This window comes from Paraburkholderia caffeinitolerans, assembly GCF_902859945.1.
Lineage (GTDB): Bacteria > Pseudomonadota > Gammaproteobacteria > Burkholderiales > Burkholderiaceae > Paraburkholderia > Paraburkholderia caffeinitolerans.
Window position 1 is genome coordinate 1 of record NZ_CADIKL010000022.1, and the last position, 17,388, is coordinate 17,388.

General features: G+C 66.4%; 16 protein-coding genes. 5 read left to right on the plus strand and 11 right to left on the minus strand.

Going from position 1 to position 17,388, the window contains the following annotated elements; all coding sequences use genetic code 11:
* A partial coding sequence (locus HV773_RS20815) for an aromatic amino acid lyase (RefSeq protein WP_175196550.1) occupies positions 1 to 345 on the minus strand: 345 nt, incomplete at its 3' end.
* A 141-nt stretch (positions 346 to 486) separates the two neighbouring features.
* The gene (locus HV773_RS20820; protein ID WP_129562308.1) at positions 487 to 1,449 is read right to left on the minus strand and encodes a LysR substrate-binding domain-containing protein; all 963 of its coding nucleotides are present in this window, start codon (positions 1,447 to 1,449) and stop codon (positions 487 to 489) included.
* Positions 1,450 to 1,620: 171 nt separating this feature from the next.
* On the opposite strand from HV773_RS20820, the gene HV773_RS20825 reads away from it, so the two are divergent.
* On the plus strand, positions 1,621 to 1,803 hold the full coding sequence (locus HV773_RS20825; RefSeq protein WP_129562309.1) for a hypothetical protein: 183 nt from the start codon (positions 1,621 to 1,623) through the stop codon (positions 1,801 to 1,803).
* Positions 1,804 to 1,813: 10 nt separating this feature from the next.
* On the opposite strand, the gene HV773_RS20830 is transcribed toward HV773_RS20825, so the two are convergent.
* From HV773_RS20830 to HV773_RS20840, 3 genes are read right to left on the minus strand one after another with little or no spacing between them, the layout of a single operon-like run.
* Entirely contained in the window at positions 1,814 to 2,593 is a 780-nt protein-coding gene (locus HV773_RS20830) for a DUF899 domain-containing protein (RefSeq protein ID WP_129562310.1), read from the minus strand.
* Positions 2,594 to 2,643: 50 nt separating this feature from the next.
* A complete protein-coding gene (locus HV773_RS20835) occupies positions 2,644 to 2,982 on the minus strand; it encodes an SRPBCC family protein (RefSeq protein ID WP_343052372.1) in 339 nt (112 codons plus the stop codon).
* A complete protein-coding gene (locus HV773_RS20840) occupies positions 2,982 to 3,479 on the minus strand; it encodes an ArsR/SmtB family transcription factor (protein ID WP_129563355.1) in 498 nt (165 codons plus the stop codon). The genes HV773_RS20835 and HV773_RS20840 overlap by 1 nt, the downstream gene beginning before the upstream one ends.
* Before the next feature lie 128 nt (positions 3,480 to 3,607).
* Here HV773_RS20840 and HV773_RS20845 point away from each other — a divergent pair, with 128 nt between their 5' ends.
* The gene (locus HV773_RS20845) at positions 3,608 to 4,021 is read left to right on the plus strand and encodes a hypothetical protein (RefSeq protein ID WP_129562311.1); all 414 of its coding nucleotides are present in this window, start codon (positions 3,608 to 3,610) and stop codon (positions 4,019 to 4,021) included.
* 174 nt (positions 4,022 to 4,195) lie between these two features.
* Here the strand turns inward: HV773_RS20845 and HV773_RS20850 are convergent, their stop codons facing one another.
* Positions 4,196 to 5,557: an NCS2 family permease gene (locus HV773_RS20850; RefSeq protein WP_174220086.1), complete on the minus strand. Its 1,362-nt coding sequence runs from the start codon at positions 5,555 to 5,557 to the stop codon at positions 4,196 to 4,198.
* Between the two features lie 546 nt (positions 5,558 to 6,103).
* On the opposite strand from HV773_RS20850, the gene HV773_RS20855 reads away from it, so the two are divergent.
* Both HV773_RS20855 and HV773_RS20860 read left to right on the plus strand, forming a co-directional pair.
* Positions 6,104 to 7,129: a PRC-barrel domain-containing protein gene (locus HV773_RS20855; RefSeq protein ID WP_129562313.1), complete on the plus strand. Its 1,026-nt coding sequence runs from the start codon at positions 6,104 to 6,106 to the stop codon at positions 7,127 to 7,129.
* The gene (locus HV773_RS20860) at positions 7,126 to 8,400 is read left to right on the plus strand and encodes an MFS transporter (RefSeq protein WP_129562314.1); all 1,275 of its coding nucleotides are present in this window, start codon (positions 7,126 to 7,128) and stop codon (positions 8,398 to 8,400) included. Before HV773_RS20855 ends, HV773_RS20860 begins: the two co-directional genes overlap by 4 nt.
* A 297-nt stretch (positions 8,401 to 8,697) precedes the next feature.
* Here the strand turns inward: HV773_RS20860 and HV773_RS20865 are convergent, their stop codons facing one another.
* Positions 8,698 to 9,171, minus strand: a complete 474-nt coding sequence (locus tag HV773_RS20865; RefSeq protein ID WP_129562315.1) for a DUF3331 domain-containing protein — start codon at positions 9,169 to 9,171, stop codon at positions 8,698 to 8,700.
* A gap of 797 nt (positions 9,172 to 9,968) precedes the next feature.
* Entirely contained in the window at positions 9,969 to 10,877 is a 909-nt protein-coding gene (locus HV773_RS20870) for a LysR family transcriptional regulator ArgP (RefSeq protein ID WP_129562316.1), read from the minus strand.
* A 157-nt stretch (positions 10,878 to 11,034) separates the two neighbouring features.
* Here HV773_RS20870 and HV773_RS20875 point away from each other — a divergent pair, with 157 nt between their 5' ends.
* Entirely contained in the window at positions 11,035 to 11,652 is a 618-nt protein-coding gene (locus HV773_RS20875) for a LysE/ArgO family amino acid transporter (protein WP_129562317.1), read from the plus strand.
* Positions 11,653 to 11,678: 26 nt separating this feature from the next.
* On the opposite strand, the gene HV773_RS20880 is transcribed toward HV773_RS20875, so the two are convergent.
* The 3 genes from HV773_RS20880 to HV773_RS20890 are packed head-to-tail and all read right to left on the minus strand — an operon-like array spanning position 11,679 to position 17,388.
* Positions 11,679 to 12,602 carry an alpha-amylase family protein gene (locus HV773_RS20880; RefSeq protein ID WP_227875299.1) on the minus strand — a complete coding sequence of 308 codons (924 nt, stop codon included), beginning with the start codon at positions 12,600 to 12,602 and terminating at the stop codon, positions 11,679 to 11,681.
* A 14-nt stretch (positions 12,603 to 12,616) separates the two neighbouring features.
* Complete coding sequence (locus HV773_RS20885) at positions 12,617 to 15,193, minus strand: NfrA family protein (RefSeq protein ID WP_129562318.1); 2,577 nt, start codon at positions 15,191 to 15,193, stop codon at positions 12,617 to 12,619.
* Positions 15,190 to 17,388 carry a glycosyl transferase family protein gene (locus HV773_RS20890; RefSeq protein WP_227875300.1) on the minus strand — a complete coding sequence of 733 codons (2,199 nt, stop codon included), beginning with the start codon at positions 17,386 to 17,388 and terminating at the stop codon, positions 15,190 to 15,192. Before HV773_RS20890 ends, HV773_RS20885 begins: the two co-directional genes overlap by 4 nt.

Genomic DNA, 17,388 nt, shown 5'->3' on the forward strand with positions numbered 1-17,388 from the left:
GCCCGAGTGGCCACGGCCCAGGCTCGAGAGCTTCAGCGCCATCATCAGGCGCACGACCGGCAGCGACATCGGCTCGCCCACGCCCACGGCGTGCGACAGCACCAGATTGCGTTGCAGCAGTTCGAGCTGATCGGTCGGGATATGCGTGCTGGCGAGGCGGCCAAAGCCCGTGTTGATGCCGTAGGCGGGCTCGCCCTTGGCCGTGATCTCGGCAACAGTGCGCGCACTCTCGTCGATCGCGGCAAAGCTTGCCGGGTCGAGTTCGAGCTGGACGCTGCTGCTGTCCGCTGCGCGCGCGATCTGGCGCAGTTGCGGGAGGGTCAGATAGCCGGGCGTGAGAAGCATGATCGAATCCTGTCTATACAAGTCAAGTGACGTGGAGTCTAGCCTGGCGAGCCTGTATAGACAACCTCCGCGAGCACCCCGCCGCCCTGGGACAATCCATGAGTTCGCGTGGGCATCGCCACGGCGATCCTTGTGTGCCCTTCAGGCAAGCGCTTCCAGCCTGCCCCCGATAAACGCGAGAAAGCACTGCACGCGCGCGGCGAGCGCAGCGCTGCGGTAGTAAACAGCGTGGATCGGCTGATGCCCGGCAACGAGCGCGTCGTCGAGCAGGGTCACGAGGCGGCCCGCCACGCGATCCCCGGCGGTCATGAAATCGGCCAGGCAGGCCACGCCCGCGCCGGCGAGCGCGAGCTGGCGTACGGTCTCGCCGCTCGACGCCGCGAGCGCCGGCTGGATCGCGAAGCCGTCAGGCGCGACTGGCGCGTCGTCGAGCAGCGAGGCCTGCGCAGGAGGCGTTGACGATGCGCCACCGCTGGCGCGAGCCACATCGCCGAGCGGCCAGCGGTTCGCCTGCGCGGGCGCCGTGAAGCCGATCAGCCGGTGCTCGCGCAGTTGCGCGAGCGTGCGCGGCGTGCCGTGCGCCGCGAGATACGCCGGGCTCGCCACCACCTGACGCCGGCTCGCGCCGAGTACGCGCGCTTGCAGCGTGGCGTCCTCCCATGCGCCGATGCGAATGGCGATATCGACCCGCTGCTCGTGCAAATCGGCGATGCGCTCGTGGCTCGTGAGTTCGAGTTGGATCTTGGGATAGCGCGCTGCAAACGCCGCTATGTGCGGCACGATGCAATGGAGCATGAAAGGTGCGCCCGCATCCACCCGCAAACGTCCCGAGGGCTGTTCGCGATGGCGCGAGACGGCCTCCTCGGCGTCTTCCATCGCCGCGAGAATGGCGCGCGCGCGTTCGAGAAAAAGCTCGCCTTCGTCGGTCAATTGCAGGCGGCGCGTGGTGCGCAGAAGCAGCGCCACGTCTAGCTGCTTTTCGAGCCGCGTGAGCGCCCGGCTCACGCCGGAGACAGTCTGCTCGAGTTTTTCGGCGGCGGCGGTGATCGACCCCGCATCGATCACCGTGACGAATACGAGCAATTCGTCGGTCGATGTTTTCATTATTGATCCGCAGTCAAGATTGATCCGAGCCTAACACGGCTGGGCGGCGCCCAAAAAGCCGCAGGAATACGTGTGCCGGAGCACCATATTGTTGCGTATCCGTAAGGTCGGTTCGATAGAATCGCCACGGTTTGCACTATCCGCCGTCGCGTTTTTATTTCCGGCAACCCCATGCCTATCGCGCTGAACTTCTACTGGCTGACCAATCTGCTCGCCATCCTCTTCGTGGTTGCGTGTCTGTATGACTCGCGCTACGACGAATATGGCACGCTGACCCTCGCCGCCGCAGCGATGGGCCTCATCGTGATGGCCATCGAGGTATTGCTGCGCCCCGCTTTCGAGTTGTCGCTCTAGCGACCTGGCACTATTGCGCTTTGTGCTCGTGCGCACAGCACGGCTTCTGCGCGGCGCCATCCAGTGCGGCGCTGTCCTGCGCGGCGCTGTCTTCATAGCGATCGTGGTGACGCATCCACTCGCGCATATCCTTCTTTTCGTTGCGCCCCTTGGCCGTGAATTCGAGCATCGCATAGGCGCCGAGCGCCATCTCCACACCGCGTGCGTAAGCCGAATACGTGTGATAGACGTGGCCCGCTTCGTCGCGATAAAACGCGCTGATGCCCGGCAATTCGTCGCTCATGTAGTCCTGTTCTTCGTAGTTGTAGAGCGCCTTGCCGCGTGCCTTGTCCGCTTCGTCGAACGAGACGTGGTAGTCGAAGTTGAAGTCCCCGCCGTACGACGACACCCACGGAAAATGCCAGCCCATGCGCTGCTTGAACGCTTCAAGCTTCGCGAGCGGCGCGCGCGAAACGGCCACGTAAGTCACGTCGTGATGCTCGAGGTGCGTCAGCATGCCGTCCACGTGATCGGAAAGAAACGAGCAGCCCGGGCAGCCCTCCTCCCAGTCGGGACCGAGCATGAAGTGATAGGTCAGCAACTGCCTGCGCGGCCCGAATAGCTCCGCAAGCGTGCGCGTGCCTTGCGGCGTGTCGAACACATAGGTCTTCTCCACCTTCACCCATGGCAGCGCCTGACGCTTCGCCACGAGCGCGTCGCGTGCATGCGTGAACGCGCGCTCCTCGCGCAGCAATGCCTTGCGCGCCGCCATCCATTCGTCTTCCGAAACAATTGCGTGCTGCTCCATCATGGCCACCTCCTTCGTGTCGATCTGGCCAAAGCCGGCTCAACCAGACACCGTCATTCGAACAACTCCACCAGACGATCGAGCGCGCTCGACCATCCTTCGCGATGCCCGTCACGCGTGGCTTCGTCGACGAAGCGTTCGTGGCGCAGCATGACCTCCGTGGTCGGGCCATCGGCGCGCAGCACGACCGTCACGCGCGACTCGCGCTCGGGCGCACTGCGCCACGCCCATGTGAATACGAGCTTCGCCTCGGGCACCACCTCCAGATAGGTGCCGCTCGCATCGTGTTCTTCGCCGTCAGGCGAGCGCATGATCACGCGAAAGCGCCCGCCCACCCGCACATCGGCCTCGGCATGCAGGCAGATCGTGTCGAGCGGATGCATCCAGCGCATCAGTTGCGCGGCTTGCGTCCATGCCGCGTAGACCTTCGCGGCGCTCGCGTCGATGCGGCGCCTGACAATGAGGCTGGGGCCGGCGTGGGCGGCGGCGCTGGCTGCTGCTGCGCTGTGCTGCGCGGCGTGCTCTGTGCTGTGCTCTGAACTGCTGGGCTGGGTGGACATGCCTCCTCCTCGACAAAAGCGGCGAGACGATCGAGCGCGCTGCTCCAGAAGCGTTCGTAGTGCGCGAGCCACTGCATCGCGTCCTCCATCGGCCCCGCCGCGAGACGGCACGCCACCGTGCGTCCGGTTTTCGCGCGCGTGACGAGCCCCGCATCGGCGAGCACATCCAGATGCTTCATTACCGCGGGCAGCGACATCGCAAACGGCTGCGCGAGCGCGCTCACCGAGAGCTCGTCCTGCTGGGCGAGCCGGGCCAGCAGCGCGCGCCGCGTGGGGTCCGCCAGCGCCGCAAAGGTACGGTTCAACGCGTCGTCTTCATGCTTAACCATGCGGTTAAGCATAGGAGGTGATGCGCCGATGTCAAGGCAGCGCTTGCACAGCCCGTAGAATGACGACGGCGTGTCCTGGCGTCTGTACACCAGCACGCCTTCTCAAGCCATCGGGAGACCTTTGCGCCATGCCGTCCAAAATCCGCAATTCCCTGCTCTGGATCTTCGACGCCTTCGAGCGCGACCCCGGTTATCTGCACAAGCTGATGTTCGGCGCCGACGCCGCCTATATGGACGGCCTGCTTTGCCTCATCGCAGCTGACCGCGAAAAGCCCTTTAACGGCCTGCTGGTCTGCACGTCGCACGATCGGCACGCGGCGCTCATCGACGAAATGCCCTCGTTGCAGCCGCATCCGGTGCTGGGCAAGTGGCTGTATGTGACGCAGGATGATGCGGAATTCGAAGCCATCGCACAGCACCTGGCCGAACTCGTGCTGGCACGCGACCCGCGTGTGGGGGTGGAGCCCAAGCCGCGCAAACCGGCGCGCAAATCGGCGCTCAAAACGGGCAAGGGACGCGGCAACAGCGTGCTGCCGGAGTGAAGTCGCGCACGCGCTTGCGAACGCATGCAAGACGTGCGGAGAGCGCAAAATCCCGGTCCCAAATGCCGCACGGCCCGCGCCGCCGGAAAGCGAACGCGGGCCGTGAAGCCGGCAGGACGGGCCGCCTTGGGTCCGTCTTGCCGAAGACCGGGCTATGTGGGCGCTAGTCGCGCATCAGATAGCCCAGCCGCCCAGGTAGAACGCCACGAGGACAGCGGCGATGATCACCGTGCCGACGTTGAGCTTGCGGAACTCGCCGCTCACCACGCGGCCGATCACGAGGGTGGCGAAGCCCAGCATGATGCCCGTCACGATGTTGGCGGTGAGCACGATGAACACGGCGCACACGAGGCCCGACATCGCATCCACCATGTCGGACATGTCGAGGCGCGAGACGCTCGAGAGCATCATCAGGCCCACGTACATGAGCGCGGGGGCCGTTGCGTACGAAGGCACGAGGCCCGCGAGCGGCGCGAAGAACATCACCGCGAGGAACAGCACGCCAACCACGGCGGCAGCCATACCCGTCTTGGCGCCCGCTGCCACGCCGACCGTCGATTCGATGTAAGCCGCAGCCGGCGCGCCACCGAAGAAGCCCGAGAAGATCGAGCTGAGCGAGTCGGCCGTGAGTGCGCGTCCGCCGTTGATGATGCGGCCGTCGGCGTCGAGCTGGCCAGCCTGGCCTGCCACGGCGCGGATCGTGCCAGTGGCGTCGAACACTGCGGTCATCACGAGTGCGAGGACGCTCGGCAGCACGGCGAGCGAGAGCGCGCCCTTGATGTCCATTGCGCCGATCAGCGAGGCATGGCCAGGCGCCGAGAGCGACGGCCAGGCGAACACGCCGTGGAACGTCACAGCCGGGTCGATGGCGAGACCGAGCGCCGAGATCGCGACGATCACGATCAGGATCGAGCCTGGCACGCGGCGGCGCACGAGGCCGAAGATCGCGGCAAGACCGACCACGGAGAGCATCGCCGGCAGCGCCGTGATGTGGCCGAGCGTGACCGGCAGGCCAGCGCCCGGGTTCTTGATGACGAGGCCCACGTCGTTGGCGGCGATCAGCAGCAGGAACAGGCCAATGCCGATGCCCGTGCCGTGCGCGATGCCGTGCGGCAGGTTGCGCAGAATCCACGAACGCACGCCGGTGACCGAAATACCCGTGAACACGAGGCCCATCAGGAACACGGCGCCGAGCGCGACTTCAGGCTTCAGGCCCTTGCCGAGCACGAGGCCGAACGCGGTGAACGCGGTCAGCGAGATCGCGCAGCCGATAGCGATCGGCAGACGCGCCCACAGGCCCATCAGCAGCGAGCCGAATGCCGTGGTAAGACACACGGCGACAAACACCGCGCTAGTGTCGAAGCCCGCCTTGCCGAGCATGCCCGGCACGACGAACACGGAATACACCATCGCAAGGAAGGTGGTGATGCCGGCGACGCTTTCCTGGCGCACCGAACTACCACGTGCGGAAATGTCGAAATAACGATTGAGGAAACCGTTCGAGCCAATGGCTGCGGCGGTATCGCCCTCGCGGATCGCAGCGGTAGCAACTTCTGCCACCTGCTGTGCCTGGGGTTCCATCATGGTGAGGCCTCCTTTATCAGCATGCTGAAACGGTCCGCGATTATGGGGCGGATCCGTCATCAGGTTCGTCTCGTCTGGATTGACTAGTGGTGTCGACGCCAGCCAGGCGCACCTTGCGGCGCGCTATACCCATTCATTTTTTTGACATCTTTTTACAGGGTCGAAGATTAGGCGAAGCTGTCCCATGCTCCCATCGCGCGAATCACATTGAGGACATGCCGCGACGCTTATATCGCCGTGCACAGGGCGCGAAGCGCCGCCAGGCCTCGTGTTTACCCCGGGGCCGTCCAGTGGTTCCAGGGGGCTCCGATGCGCTCGCCTGCCAGTCCAAAACACGCCGGGAAGGTGCCCGAACGGCCCTGCGACAAGGGTTTTGTCAGCAGATTAACGGCAGTTTGAGCCGGAATAAGGCCCCATGCGGGTTAAACTCTCACGCATCCCGACCCGGTTTTCCCCTCGCCGTGCGCCACGCGCCGGCCGCTCCTGGAGTTTTTGTTGATGAGAGGCGGTTTCGCACGTCCCGTTATATCCCTTCAGCACGCCCCCGACCTGCACTCGCTGCGCGCCCTGCTCGCGCTGCTGGCGCTGGTCGCGCTGTCCGGTTGCAGCCTGTTCCGCGAGCCCCCTGCGCCCGAGCCCGTCGAGGCGCCGATTGCCGCGAGCGAGGCCGAGCCGGCTGCGAGCGAGCCGGAGGCGGCCTCCGCACCCGAGGCCGCGAGCGAGCCGGCCGAAACGCCGGGCGCCAAGCCCGCCCCCAAGAAGCCGCGCCCGCCGCTGATCCGGCGGCACAAGCCCGCCCCGCCGCCGCCCGTGGCCGCGAGCGCGCCTCCCGCCCCGCCGCCCGCCCCGCTCGTGCAGACCCACACGCTCGAGCGCGGCACCTTCCGCACGCTGCTCGACAGCGAAGTGCGCAAACCCGACGGCAAGGTCGTCGGCCGCGCGGTGGACATGGTGGCGGGCCCCGGCGGCAAGCCGCAGGAGGTGGTCGTGAACCTGCAGGGCTTCATGGGCGTAGGCGACCGCAAGGCCAATTTCCCATGGAGCGCCGTGCACATCAACACACCGGCGAAGACGCCGGCCATCACGCTCGCGCTCACGCCCGCCCAGTTGCAGACACCCGAGCGGCCCAAGTCGGGCGCGCCACAGCCCGGCAGCCCCGAGGCCGGCCCGACCCGCCTGCCGATGCTCGACGCCAATGTCGAGCGCGCCAACGGCGCCAAGGTGGGACGCGTGGTGGACGTGCTGCTCGGCGGCAGCGCCGACCCGCTCGCGGTCGTGCTCGACGTGAGCGGCACGCTGGAGAAGCGCCGCACGATCGCCGCCGACTGGTCGGCCCTGCATTTCGTCACGAAGAACAACGCGCTCGAAGCCCAGCTCGAGATGAGCGACCAGCAGATCGACGCCTCGCCCGCCTATGCGAACGATCTGCCGGTTCGCGCCGTCAGCCCCGCAGCGCCCCCGGCAACACCCGCAGCACCAGCGGCCCCGGCCGCTCCTGCAGTTCCCGCGCACGGTGACCAATGACCGGCACGACGCATCCCACGCCCAGCCTGCGAAGCGTGCGCGCGCTCGACTGGCTCAACTTTTTCGTCGCGAACGTGCAGACCGGGTTCGGCCCGTTCATCGCCTCGTATCTCGCCTCGCACAAATGGACCCAGGGCGAAATCGGCCTGGCGCTCTCGGTGGGCACGATCAGCGCAATGGTGAGCCAGGTGCCGGGCGGCGCGGCCGTGGACGCCTTGCGCAACAAGAAGGCGGCTGCCGCCTGGGCGATCATCGCCATCATTCTCTCGGCGGTGCTGCTCGCCTCCAGTCCGACCGTCGTGCCCGTGATGGCCGCCGAGGTGTTCCACGGCTTCGCGAGCTGCATGCTGGTGCCGGCCATGGCGGCGCTCGCCCTCGCGCTGGTGGGCCGGCAAAACCTGGGCGACCGGCTCGGGCGCAACGCGCGCTGGGCCTCGATCGGCAGCGCGGTCGCGGCGGGCCTGATGGGACTGTGCGGCGAGTACATCTCGCCGCGCGCGGTGTTCTGGCTCACGGCGGCGCTCGCGCTGCCTGCGCTCGTCGCGCTTGCCATGATCGAGTACGACAAGCACGCTCACGCGCCCAAGCCGCTGAAAAGCACCAACAACGACAAGTCTGCGAAAGCGGCGGCGGCACTTTCAGGCGAGCCGCGCGAAACCATCATCGACCTGCTGCGCGACAAGCGCCTGCTGACCTTCGCGGGCTGCGTGGTGCTGTTCCACCTCTCGAACGCGGCGATGCTGAACCTCGCGGCAGGCGAAGTGACCGCGGGCATGGGCGACAACGTGCAGCTCGTGATTGCGGCGTGCATCATCGTGCCGCAAGCGATCGTCGCGCTGATGTCGCCGTGGGTGGGCCGCACCGCGCAGCACTGGGGCCGCCGCCCGGTGCTGATTCTCGGCTTCAGCGCCCTGCCGCTGCGTGCGCTGCTATTCGCCGCGGTCGGCAACCCGTACTTCCTCGTGCCGGTGCAGATGCTCGACGGCATCTCGGCCGCCGTGTTCGGCGTGATGCTGCCGCTCATCGCCGCCGACGTGGCCGGCGACAAGGGGCGCTACAACCTGTGCATCGGGCTCTTCGGGTTATCGGCGGGCATTGGCGCCACCCTCTCCACCGCGCTCGCGGGGTTCGTCGCCGACCATCTGGGCAATACCGTGAGCTTCCTCGGCCTGGCCTCGGCGGGCGCGGCAGCGGTGCTGATGGTGTGGTTCGTGATGCCGGAGACGCGCGACGCGTCAGAGGAAGAAACCGTCGGCGACAAGACCGCATGACGGTGTAACGAAGGCGCAATCCGCTGGCCCGTACCGCGAACGGGCCAGCGGCGCGAGTGGCATCGGATGGGCAATGCGCTGGGGTGCTGCTGGCTGGGGTGCTGCAGGATCAGGCAATAAAAAGCCCACAGCCCGCATCGAACATTCGATGCGAGCGTATAAGCAGATGCAAGCAGCCGACTGCCGCTACAACCCGAGCGCGACCGCGGCGTGGCCATGAAATCATGAAATGGCCACCCGCTGACTAAGGTGCAACTGCGATTGCGATGCGACGGTGATGCGCGCGCCCTGCCGCGCTTACGCCGCGAGCGCCTCGTCGAGGCGCGCAGCCACGACACCGCTGGGAAAGGCGTCCAGCTTGCTCGCAAGGATCATAGCGTCGGCATTGGCCGGGCGATGACGGCGGTTGGGGCTGGGGCGGAACACGGCGTCGCCGCGGCGGATTTTCTCGCCGGTCAACGCGCACACCGCGCTGCGACGCGCGGTGCAAACCCGCCACAACTGGTCGGAGTAACGCCCATACGTGGCGTCGCTCCAGCAGACGGTGATACTTTCCGGATCATGACGCCGGATCAAGGTAATGCCTTGTGCATCCCACGAACGCACTGTGGCGCGGCGCCGATTGGCCGCTTCCGATGCGCTACGTGTGATGGGTACCGGTTTGCAACTCCTGATGCATTCAGGCTCGCCGTCCGGGCCGAAAGGCTCCGAGGCGGCGGACAGAAGATCAATGGTTTGTTGCCATGCGCTGCCGGTATCTAATTTCGTCATAATGCACCTCGTGCACGTGGAAACGATTCAAATATGCCGGTCGAATAAGCACTCTGCCACGTCCGGATTATAGCGTGCGATTCTCGCAAGCCACAGAAAAAACTGAATATTCACACGATAATCCCCGATGCGAGGCAAATGCAGCCATCGGACATTCAGATGTAATTGTAAGACAGCGACGATCGTTTCTTTACATTTACTACCGCAACTTTTTTGCCGATTTGTTGATCCTTAACATTTCCGATCAGGAAAAAATAACCGGATACGCAACCCCCACGTAGATCGACGCCGTATTAGCAAGACTATTGCAAGTGCATGCAGCACCTTGGCGCTGGATCGGCCTCAACAGGCTGCTTATCTACCATCGGGCAGTGCCGCCGTGGCAACCCGCCATGCGCGCCGTTACAGTTCGATCAATGAAACGCATGACTGTTTCATGACAGCCGCATATTGAGGTTTCGCATCATATGGTCCATCCGGAAGGCGCGGGGAATTGTCGCACACGGCATGCCGATCCCTGGAGAACGGAAATTCGAGACTCACCTCTATTCCATGAGGTATTAATCAAAAATGAATTGTGCTTTAGCGATTTTGTCATGCACTTATGTGTCGAACCGGTAAGGCACGCGTAATAGCAACAGCTGCAACAGCAACGAAACTGCAGCGAAACTGCGGCAACGCCGATTCCCAGTCCAATTCGGCAATTCAAATGCCATCCAATGAACGCCCGGCATTCGAGCGTCAATCGCAGCACAACGGTTGGGCGCGCAACGAATCGGCTCGCGACACTTCACGGATCAGACCCCACGCCCCTGATCGAGGAATTCGGCCGCGCAGTGCTTGAGCATCGCGCCGAAGTCGTCGAGCCAGCCAATCGACAGACGCCAGCTTTGCCAATAAAGCTCGACGTCGAGTGTGCGTCCCGGCGTGAGCTCGACGAGTTCGCCGCGCGCGAGATGCGGCGCGATCATGCGCTCGGGACACATGCCCCACCCTAGCCCGCTCACGCAGCAACGCAGAAAACCCGCCACGTGCGGAATCCAGTGCAGCGGCGCATCCACCTGCGCGCGCGTAATGCGTCGCACGAAACGCTTTTGCAACTGGTCTTTGGGATTGAACTCCACGCACGGCGCGCGGCGCAGCGCCTCGCGTCCCACGCCCGCGGAAAAATAGCGCTCGAAAAACGCCGGCGAGCAGACCGCGAGGTATCGCATGCGCCCAAGGCGCGTCGAGCGGCAGCCCTGCACGGGCTCAGCCTGGGTTGTCACCGCCCCCTGTACGCTGCCGTCGCGCATGCGTTGCGCGGTGTGGTCCTGGTCGTCGATCACGAGATCGAGCAGGATGCCGCGCTCGACACAAAAGCCCGCCACGGCGTCGATGAACCATGTGCCCACGCTGTCGTCGTTGACCGCGACGCGCAAGGTGGGGCGCGATGCATCGAGTGCGCCGGCCACCGTGGGCATGCCGCCGCCGAGTTCCGCTTCGAGCAGTTGCACGCGCTCGGTGTGGCGGCACAGCAGCGCGCCCGCCGCCGTGGCCACGCAGGGCTGGCCGCGCTTCACGAGCACAGTGCCCACGCGCTCCTCCAGCAGCTTCACGCGCTGCGAGACCGCCGAAGGCGTGACGTTGAGCGCGCCGGCCGCGCGATCGAAGGAGCCGTGCCTGACCACGGCCGCGAGCGCGTCGAGCAACGCATAGTCGAGCATTAGCGTTCCTTAATCCGGTTTAAGAAAATGAACTTTGCTTAATCAAGCCACGGCGGCAGACTAACGCCGATTGCTTCCTCTGTCCATGTGCCTGCCGCAACGTGCTTCGTCACCTTGCGCCTTGCGCCCCATTTCGGCCATCGGCCCCACAACCATCATGAACTGGCTCGCTTTTTCGCACGGCGCGGCGCTCTGCGCCTCGCTCATCGTCACCATCGGCGCACAGAATGCCTTCGTGCTGCGCCAAGGCATCCTGCGCTCGCACGTCGGCAAGATCGTGCTGCTGTGCACGCTCTCCGATTTCATGTTGATTGGCGCGGGCGTGGGCGGCGCGTCCGCGCTGGTCGAGCGCTATCCGACCTTCGTGCATCTCGTGCTTTATGTGGGGCTCGCGTGGCTCGTGTGGTTCGGCATCAACGCGCTGCGGCGCGCGATGAAGCCCGCCCACGCGGTGCTCGAAACGGCCGGCGCGCAGGAAGCGCCCGCTCAGCGCGCGTGGCCGATCATCCTGATGACGCTCGCGTTCACCTGGCTCAATCCGCACGTCTATCTCGACACGTTTTTGCTGATCGGCACGGCCGGCGCGCGCGAACCGGAAGGCAGCCGGCTCGCGTTCGCGATTGGCGCGATGTGCGTGAGCGCGGTGTGGTTCGTCGGCATCGGTTACGGCGCGCGCTTGCTGGCGCCGCTGTTCCGGCGCGCCGGTGCGTGGCGCGTGCTCGACGGCACGATCGGCGCGATGGTGCTCTTCATCGCGGTCGCCCAGTTGCGCTGATTACGCCGATACCCGGAGCGTTGCGATCAGGGCGCCGCGCCCCCGCTCCCGCTCCCGGGCGCGCCATGTTGAATGGCGAGCACCCCATCGACGAGTTCGTTCGACAAATAATGCGGACCGTCGAAGAGGTAGACGCGATAGCCCTGATACCTCTCCAATTGCGGCGCCAGCTCCGCCGCCGTGGCCGCGCGGAAACCGCCGCCCTGCTTCGGCCTGAACGCCTCCGCGATAATGCGCACGCGGTCCTTGCCCAAACGCGCCGCGAGCGCATCCGCATACTCGCGCGCCGCCGCCGGGCCGCGCGCATACACGCCGCAGCCGTCTTGCAGCATCACGCCCACGTCGTGCGGCAGCCAGCCGTCGAGCCACTTCGCCAGCGCCTCGCCGCCAACGTTGCTGTTGTCGTAGACGCTGATCCACAGCGGATGCGGCAAGCGTTCGAGCAAGGGGGCGAGACGCTTCGCATCGGTCCAGGTCGGATCGACTTCGACGGGAAAGTACCAGCCGGTGATATGCACGGGCGGACGCACGGCCGCGAGCTTGAGCGAGCGCTCGACGAGTTCCTCGACGTTCGCGCGCGCCTTTTTCTCATCGGCATAGCCCGCCAGACCCACGATCACGCCGCGCGCCCACGGCTCGTTGGCAATGCGCACCCAGTCCGGCACGCGCGGCGCGGGCAGCCCCGCGCCGGCCATATAAGCGACGTCGTCGACGGCGATCCATTGCACGAGCAATTCGTTGATGCCGAGCTTGTCCCAGTTGCCGTGCGGATTCAGTTGATCGTTGCTCAACTGCCAGACCACGCCTTGAGCCAGCGAGTCGGCGTGGGCCGGTACCTGCAGCGTGCAGCCAGCCGCCGCGAACGCGCAGAGCGACACGGCCACCGCACGCACAAAACGACCGTGAAAACGGCCTTGAAAACGGCGCTGAAAAAAGCAGCGAATCGGCATGGTCGTCTCCTCCTTCACCACGACAGCACGGTGCCGAAGAACACGCCGCCAGCGCGATCGTCGCCGCTCAAGCGCCAGCGGTATTGCAGCGACACATCCACATACGAGCGCGGCGCGTTGTAGAAGCTGTCGCGGAACCAGTAGCGCGTCGAAAAGCCCACACCCATGCCTACCGGCACGCTGTGATTGATGCTCGAGTCGTAGTCCATGCCGATCACGCCATAAGGAAACACAGTGAGCTTCGGGCTGATGCTGTCGAGCCGCCAGGTGCGCCCCAGCTCGAGATAGCCGGTGCCGTAGTTCCAGCCATTGCTCACGTAATGGCCAACCTCGCCGTAGCCCTGCAAGGTCCACCACGAGGGTACGTCGAGACGGCGCTCCGTGCCGAAGCCGCCCGAATAGGCCAGCCGCACGAGCCAGTCGGAAGGCGCATGCGAGCCGATGGGAATGAGGCGCTCGAACGCGATGATCGCGTCGATCGATTCGAACGGCTTCGCGCGCGCGCCCACCGCGCCGATCGTCGTCGAGATGCCGCTGGGCGCGTCGCCCTTCGCGCCGAAGTTCTGATAGGCGCGCGCATAGACTTCGAAGTTGCGGTCGCCGAGCGAGCCGAACGGACGCCAATAGCCTTCGATGCCGGTCTGCCAGTCGTCCGCGCCGGGCACCGATCCGGTCGTCACGCCCGGCTGCAAGCCCGCGCCGCGATAGTTCAGCGAGGCGTAGAAGCCCCAGTCGCGCGTGACGTCCGCGTGTGCGTTGCGCAGGTCCTGCAATTGCAGCAGCGTGGCGGGCGCGACGCCATCGGGCGGCGAGGTGCCGTAGTCGATCGCGCGCTCGAAATAGCGCGCGGCCGCCTCGTCGAAGTGCGCGCGGTAGGCGCTGTAGCCCACATCGCCCGCTGCCTGCGGCGGCAACGCGTGCGCCGCGTCGGCCTGGGTGAAATATTCGTAGGCGCGCCGGTCCGCGCCCGCGCGCTGCGCGATATAAGCCGCGGCAAGCGGCGGCATGCCGTCGAGCAGCCCCGCGTCGAGCGCCGCGTGCGCCTCGCGCTTCGCGCCGTCCGTGTCGCCGGCCGCCACCAGCGCATCGATCAGTTCGATGCGATGTTGCGGATCGTTGGGCGCGGCCGCCTCCGCTTCGCGCGCGTAACGGACCGCCGCGGCCTTGTCGCCGCGCTGCGCCGCGAGAATATAGGCGCGGCGCGCGGCGAAACCCGCATCGGCGGCGTAGACATCGCAGGCCGTGCCGCTCGAATCAACGGTGCAGTCGAACACCGGGCGCGCGGCGCTCGCCACGCGCTCGCCCTCTTGCGGTTGTGCTGGATTTTGCGTCTGCGCGAGCGCCGTGCGCGCTGCGTACCGGCGCGCCGCGATCAGCGCATCGGTGTCATCGCCTGCGGGCTTGAGCGGCGTGAGCAGATCGAGCGCGCGCTGCGGCTGCCCGCCCGCGGTCCAGACATCGGCGATGATCACGCGCGCCACGCGGCGATCGCGCTGCGACGCATCGGTGATGCGTAGCGCCTGCGCGAAATCGTCGTCGGCCTGCGCGTTCTGCCCCTGCGCCGCGCGCGCATAGCCGCGCGTCACGTAAAGCATCAGCGCCGGTTTCACCCCGGCGGCCAGCGCATCGCTCGCGGCCGCGTCGAGCCCGACCATGTCGCGTTGCGCGGCGAGCACGTCGAACAGTTGCAGACGGTAGCCGATGCGCTCCGGTGCAAAGGCGATCGCGGCGCGCACATGCGATGCCGCTGCGGGCAAGTCGCCGCCTTGCTGCGCCGTCTGGGCCGCCGCCGCTTCGCGCGGTGCAAGGCGCGCGCCCACTTGCAGGCGGCGCGCGCGCAGTTGCGCGCTCAGTTGTGCGTTATCGCCGAAGCGCCGTTGCGCATCCTCTGCAAGCTGCAGCGCGGCGTCATCGTGCCCCGCCGCCGTAGCCGAATCGATCGCGAGCAACCGCAGGCGCAGCACGTCGGGCCGCAGCGCGATGGCCTCGTTCGCTTTGCTCAGCGCACGTTCGTAGTCCTTCGCGGCGTACGCGCGATAGGCGTCACCGGCCAGTTCCCACGCGCGGCCCGTGAGATTATCGGGCGAGCCCGTGCCCGGCGGCGCTGCCGCCGCGCGAGCGCCGCGCGAGCGTGTGCCTTGCGCGGGGGCTTGCGCCGCCACCTGCGTATCGATCTGGCGCTTGCGCGCCACCAGCGACGCGTCCGGCCCGAGTTGCGCGATCGCATCCGCGAGCGTGCTGCTCGCGCCGCGCCAATTGCCCTGTGCGGCCTCGGCATTCGCGAGCAGCAAACGCAGCGACGCCACGTCGGGCCGCTGACGTATCGCCTCGCGGGCATAGCGCTGCGCCGCTGCATAATCGTGCTGCGCGTAGGCGTCGTAGCCCTGCTGCGCCACCCGGTACGCCGCGCCCGCGAGCGGCAGCGGCGCGCTTCCCGAGGGCGCGGTTTCGCCCCACGCGGGCGCTGCGCCCACCAGACCCACCCCGCTCACGAGGCCCGCGCACGCAGCCGCCACCGATGCCGCCCCGGCCCATGCCGTGCAACGCTCGCGCATCGCCAATCGCTCCAGACTCTTCTGATTCTTCTTCATGATGCCGACGCCATGGCTGCGCGCCTGCGCCCCTGCTCGGCAATCGCCGCCGCCAGCGCCTCCGGCGTGATGACGCCCTGCTGGACCATGTAATCGCCAATGCGCCCATGCTCGGCGGGTCGATAACGCTGAAGCGCCGCTTCGAACGCCGCGCGCTTCACCTCGCCCTGCTCGATGAGCAGATCGCCCAGCAGCGGCACGGGCGGCATGCGCCGATCGCTCGCGTGCAGGTCTGACATGTCGCCATGCGGTTCGCTGTGCTCCGGCGGCTCTTGGCCTGCTGCTTCCGGCACGCCGCGCAGCAGGCGCAGGCCCTCGACGATCTCGCTTTCGCGCGCGATGCGCTGCACGATCGGCAACGCGGACTGCGCCTGCAACGCCGCGAGCGCCTCCTCGCCGAGCGGGCTCGCGCACAGCACGAGCGCGTTTCCTGCACCATCGTCGCCTTGCGGCAGCACGCGGTAGCGCACCACGAGTTCGAGCGGCAGATCCTGCGCGTGGCTCGCGAGCCGTGCGGCGTCCAGCGGCGCGCGCTGCAAATCGGATTGGAATGCGATCGCCTCGGCCAGCGTCTCCTCGTCAAGCCAGCCATGCGCCATCAGCACGCGGCCCAGTGGCGCCTCCTGTGCCTGCCCCGCCGCGAGCGCCTTTTCGAGTTGGTCGGGCGCGATCGCGTGCCACGAAACCAGCAGTTCCCCAAGACGCTGACGCCGGTCCTTGAAGCCATCGGACGACGGAAAATCGTGCATCGTCTTGTCCCACACGAGCCGCTTGCCGGTGACGAGATAGCCGAGGTACATCTTCCACGCGCGCGACACGGCCATGAAGTTCACAAAGTTGCCGATCACCATGCGCGGTATCGAAAGCAGCCCGTGCTCCCAGCCATAGAGCCGCGAAACGAAGTACACGCGCTGCCCCGTACGCATGAGCAAGGCGATGCCGTTGGCCCACAACAGCGCGGTGAACCACGGCGCGCTGGAAAACGGCGAGGCGACCAGATCGGGCCGCACCCCGAGCAGATCGGCGTAGGTAAAGAGCAGGAACTGGATCAGCAGCACATAGGCCAGAATGCCCACGAACGCCGTGACGGTGCCCTTGCGGTCGCGCGCGAGCAGATAGCGGTTGGCGAGCGACCCCACCCAGCCCACCTGCTCCCAGCCCTGCAGGCCGATACCGAGCGTCCAGCGCGCGCGCTGACGATAAGCGGTCCGAAACGTATCGGGAAAGTACTCGCGCACGCATAGCGGCATCGTGAGCGTGAATTCGCGCACCGGGCCCAGCCCGAACCACGTCTTGCGGCGCGTGGCGAACTGCACCGGAAAGCGCGCGAAGATCGAATTCATGCCCATGCGGCCGAGGCGCTCGCCCACGTCGTAGTCTTCGGTGAGCGTCTCGGTGTTGAACGGCTGGTTCTGCGTTTCTTTCGCGAGCCCCACGAGCGCGCGCCGCGAAAAGCAGGTGCCGACGCCCGCCGAGGGCACCGTGCCCGCGAGGCTCTCGCGCACCACGAGGTCCTTTGCGTGCCACTCCGCGAACTCATCCATGTAGGTGCCGGCCACGAGCTCGTACCACTCGCGCTCGAGCGAGGCCACCGGCAACTGGATCATGTCCTTGCGCGGCAACAGGTAGTTGAAAAAGCGCAGCTCCAGCGGATGCAGCACGTCCTCGCTGTCGTGCAGGATCACGCCCGCGAACTCGATGCCGGCCTCTTCCTCTTTGCGAAAGATCGCCTGCACGATCCAGTTCAGGCAGTCGGCCTTACAGGTGGGGCCGTCGTGCGGCACTTCCACGCGCTGCAACTGCTTGTAGCGCCGCCGCATGCGCTCGACTTCGGCGATGGTCGCCGCGTCGTTCTGGTAGGTGCCGGCGAAGATCACATAGTTGCGGTAGTCGAGCACCTTCACCGCGTTCTCGACCATCGCCGCGATCACGTCCTCCTCGCGCCAGGCGGGCACCATGATCGCGAGCCACTGCTGCTCGCGCTCGTAGAGCTGCTCGGCGCGCAACGGCTGATGGCGACGCTCGACGGTGAAGTACCGGATGGTCCTGCGCACCCAGTACCACGCGTCGATGAACAGATCATCGATGCTCGAAAGCAGGATGATCACCGCGACCGCCGCCGCCAGGTACTCCATGCCCTGGTAGTAGCGGCCCGCCAGATAGTTCAGCCACCAGTCGATCGTGTTCCAGCTCAC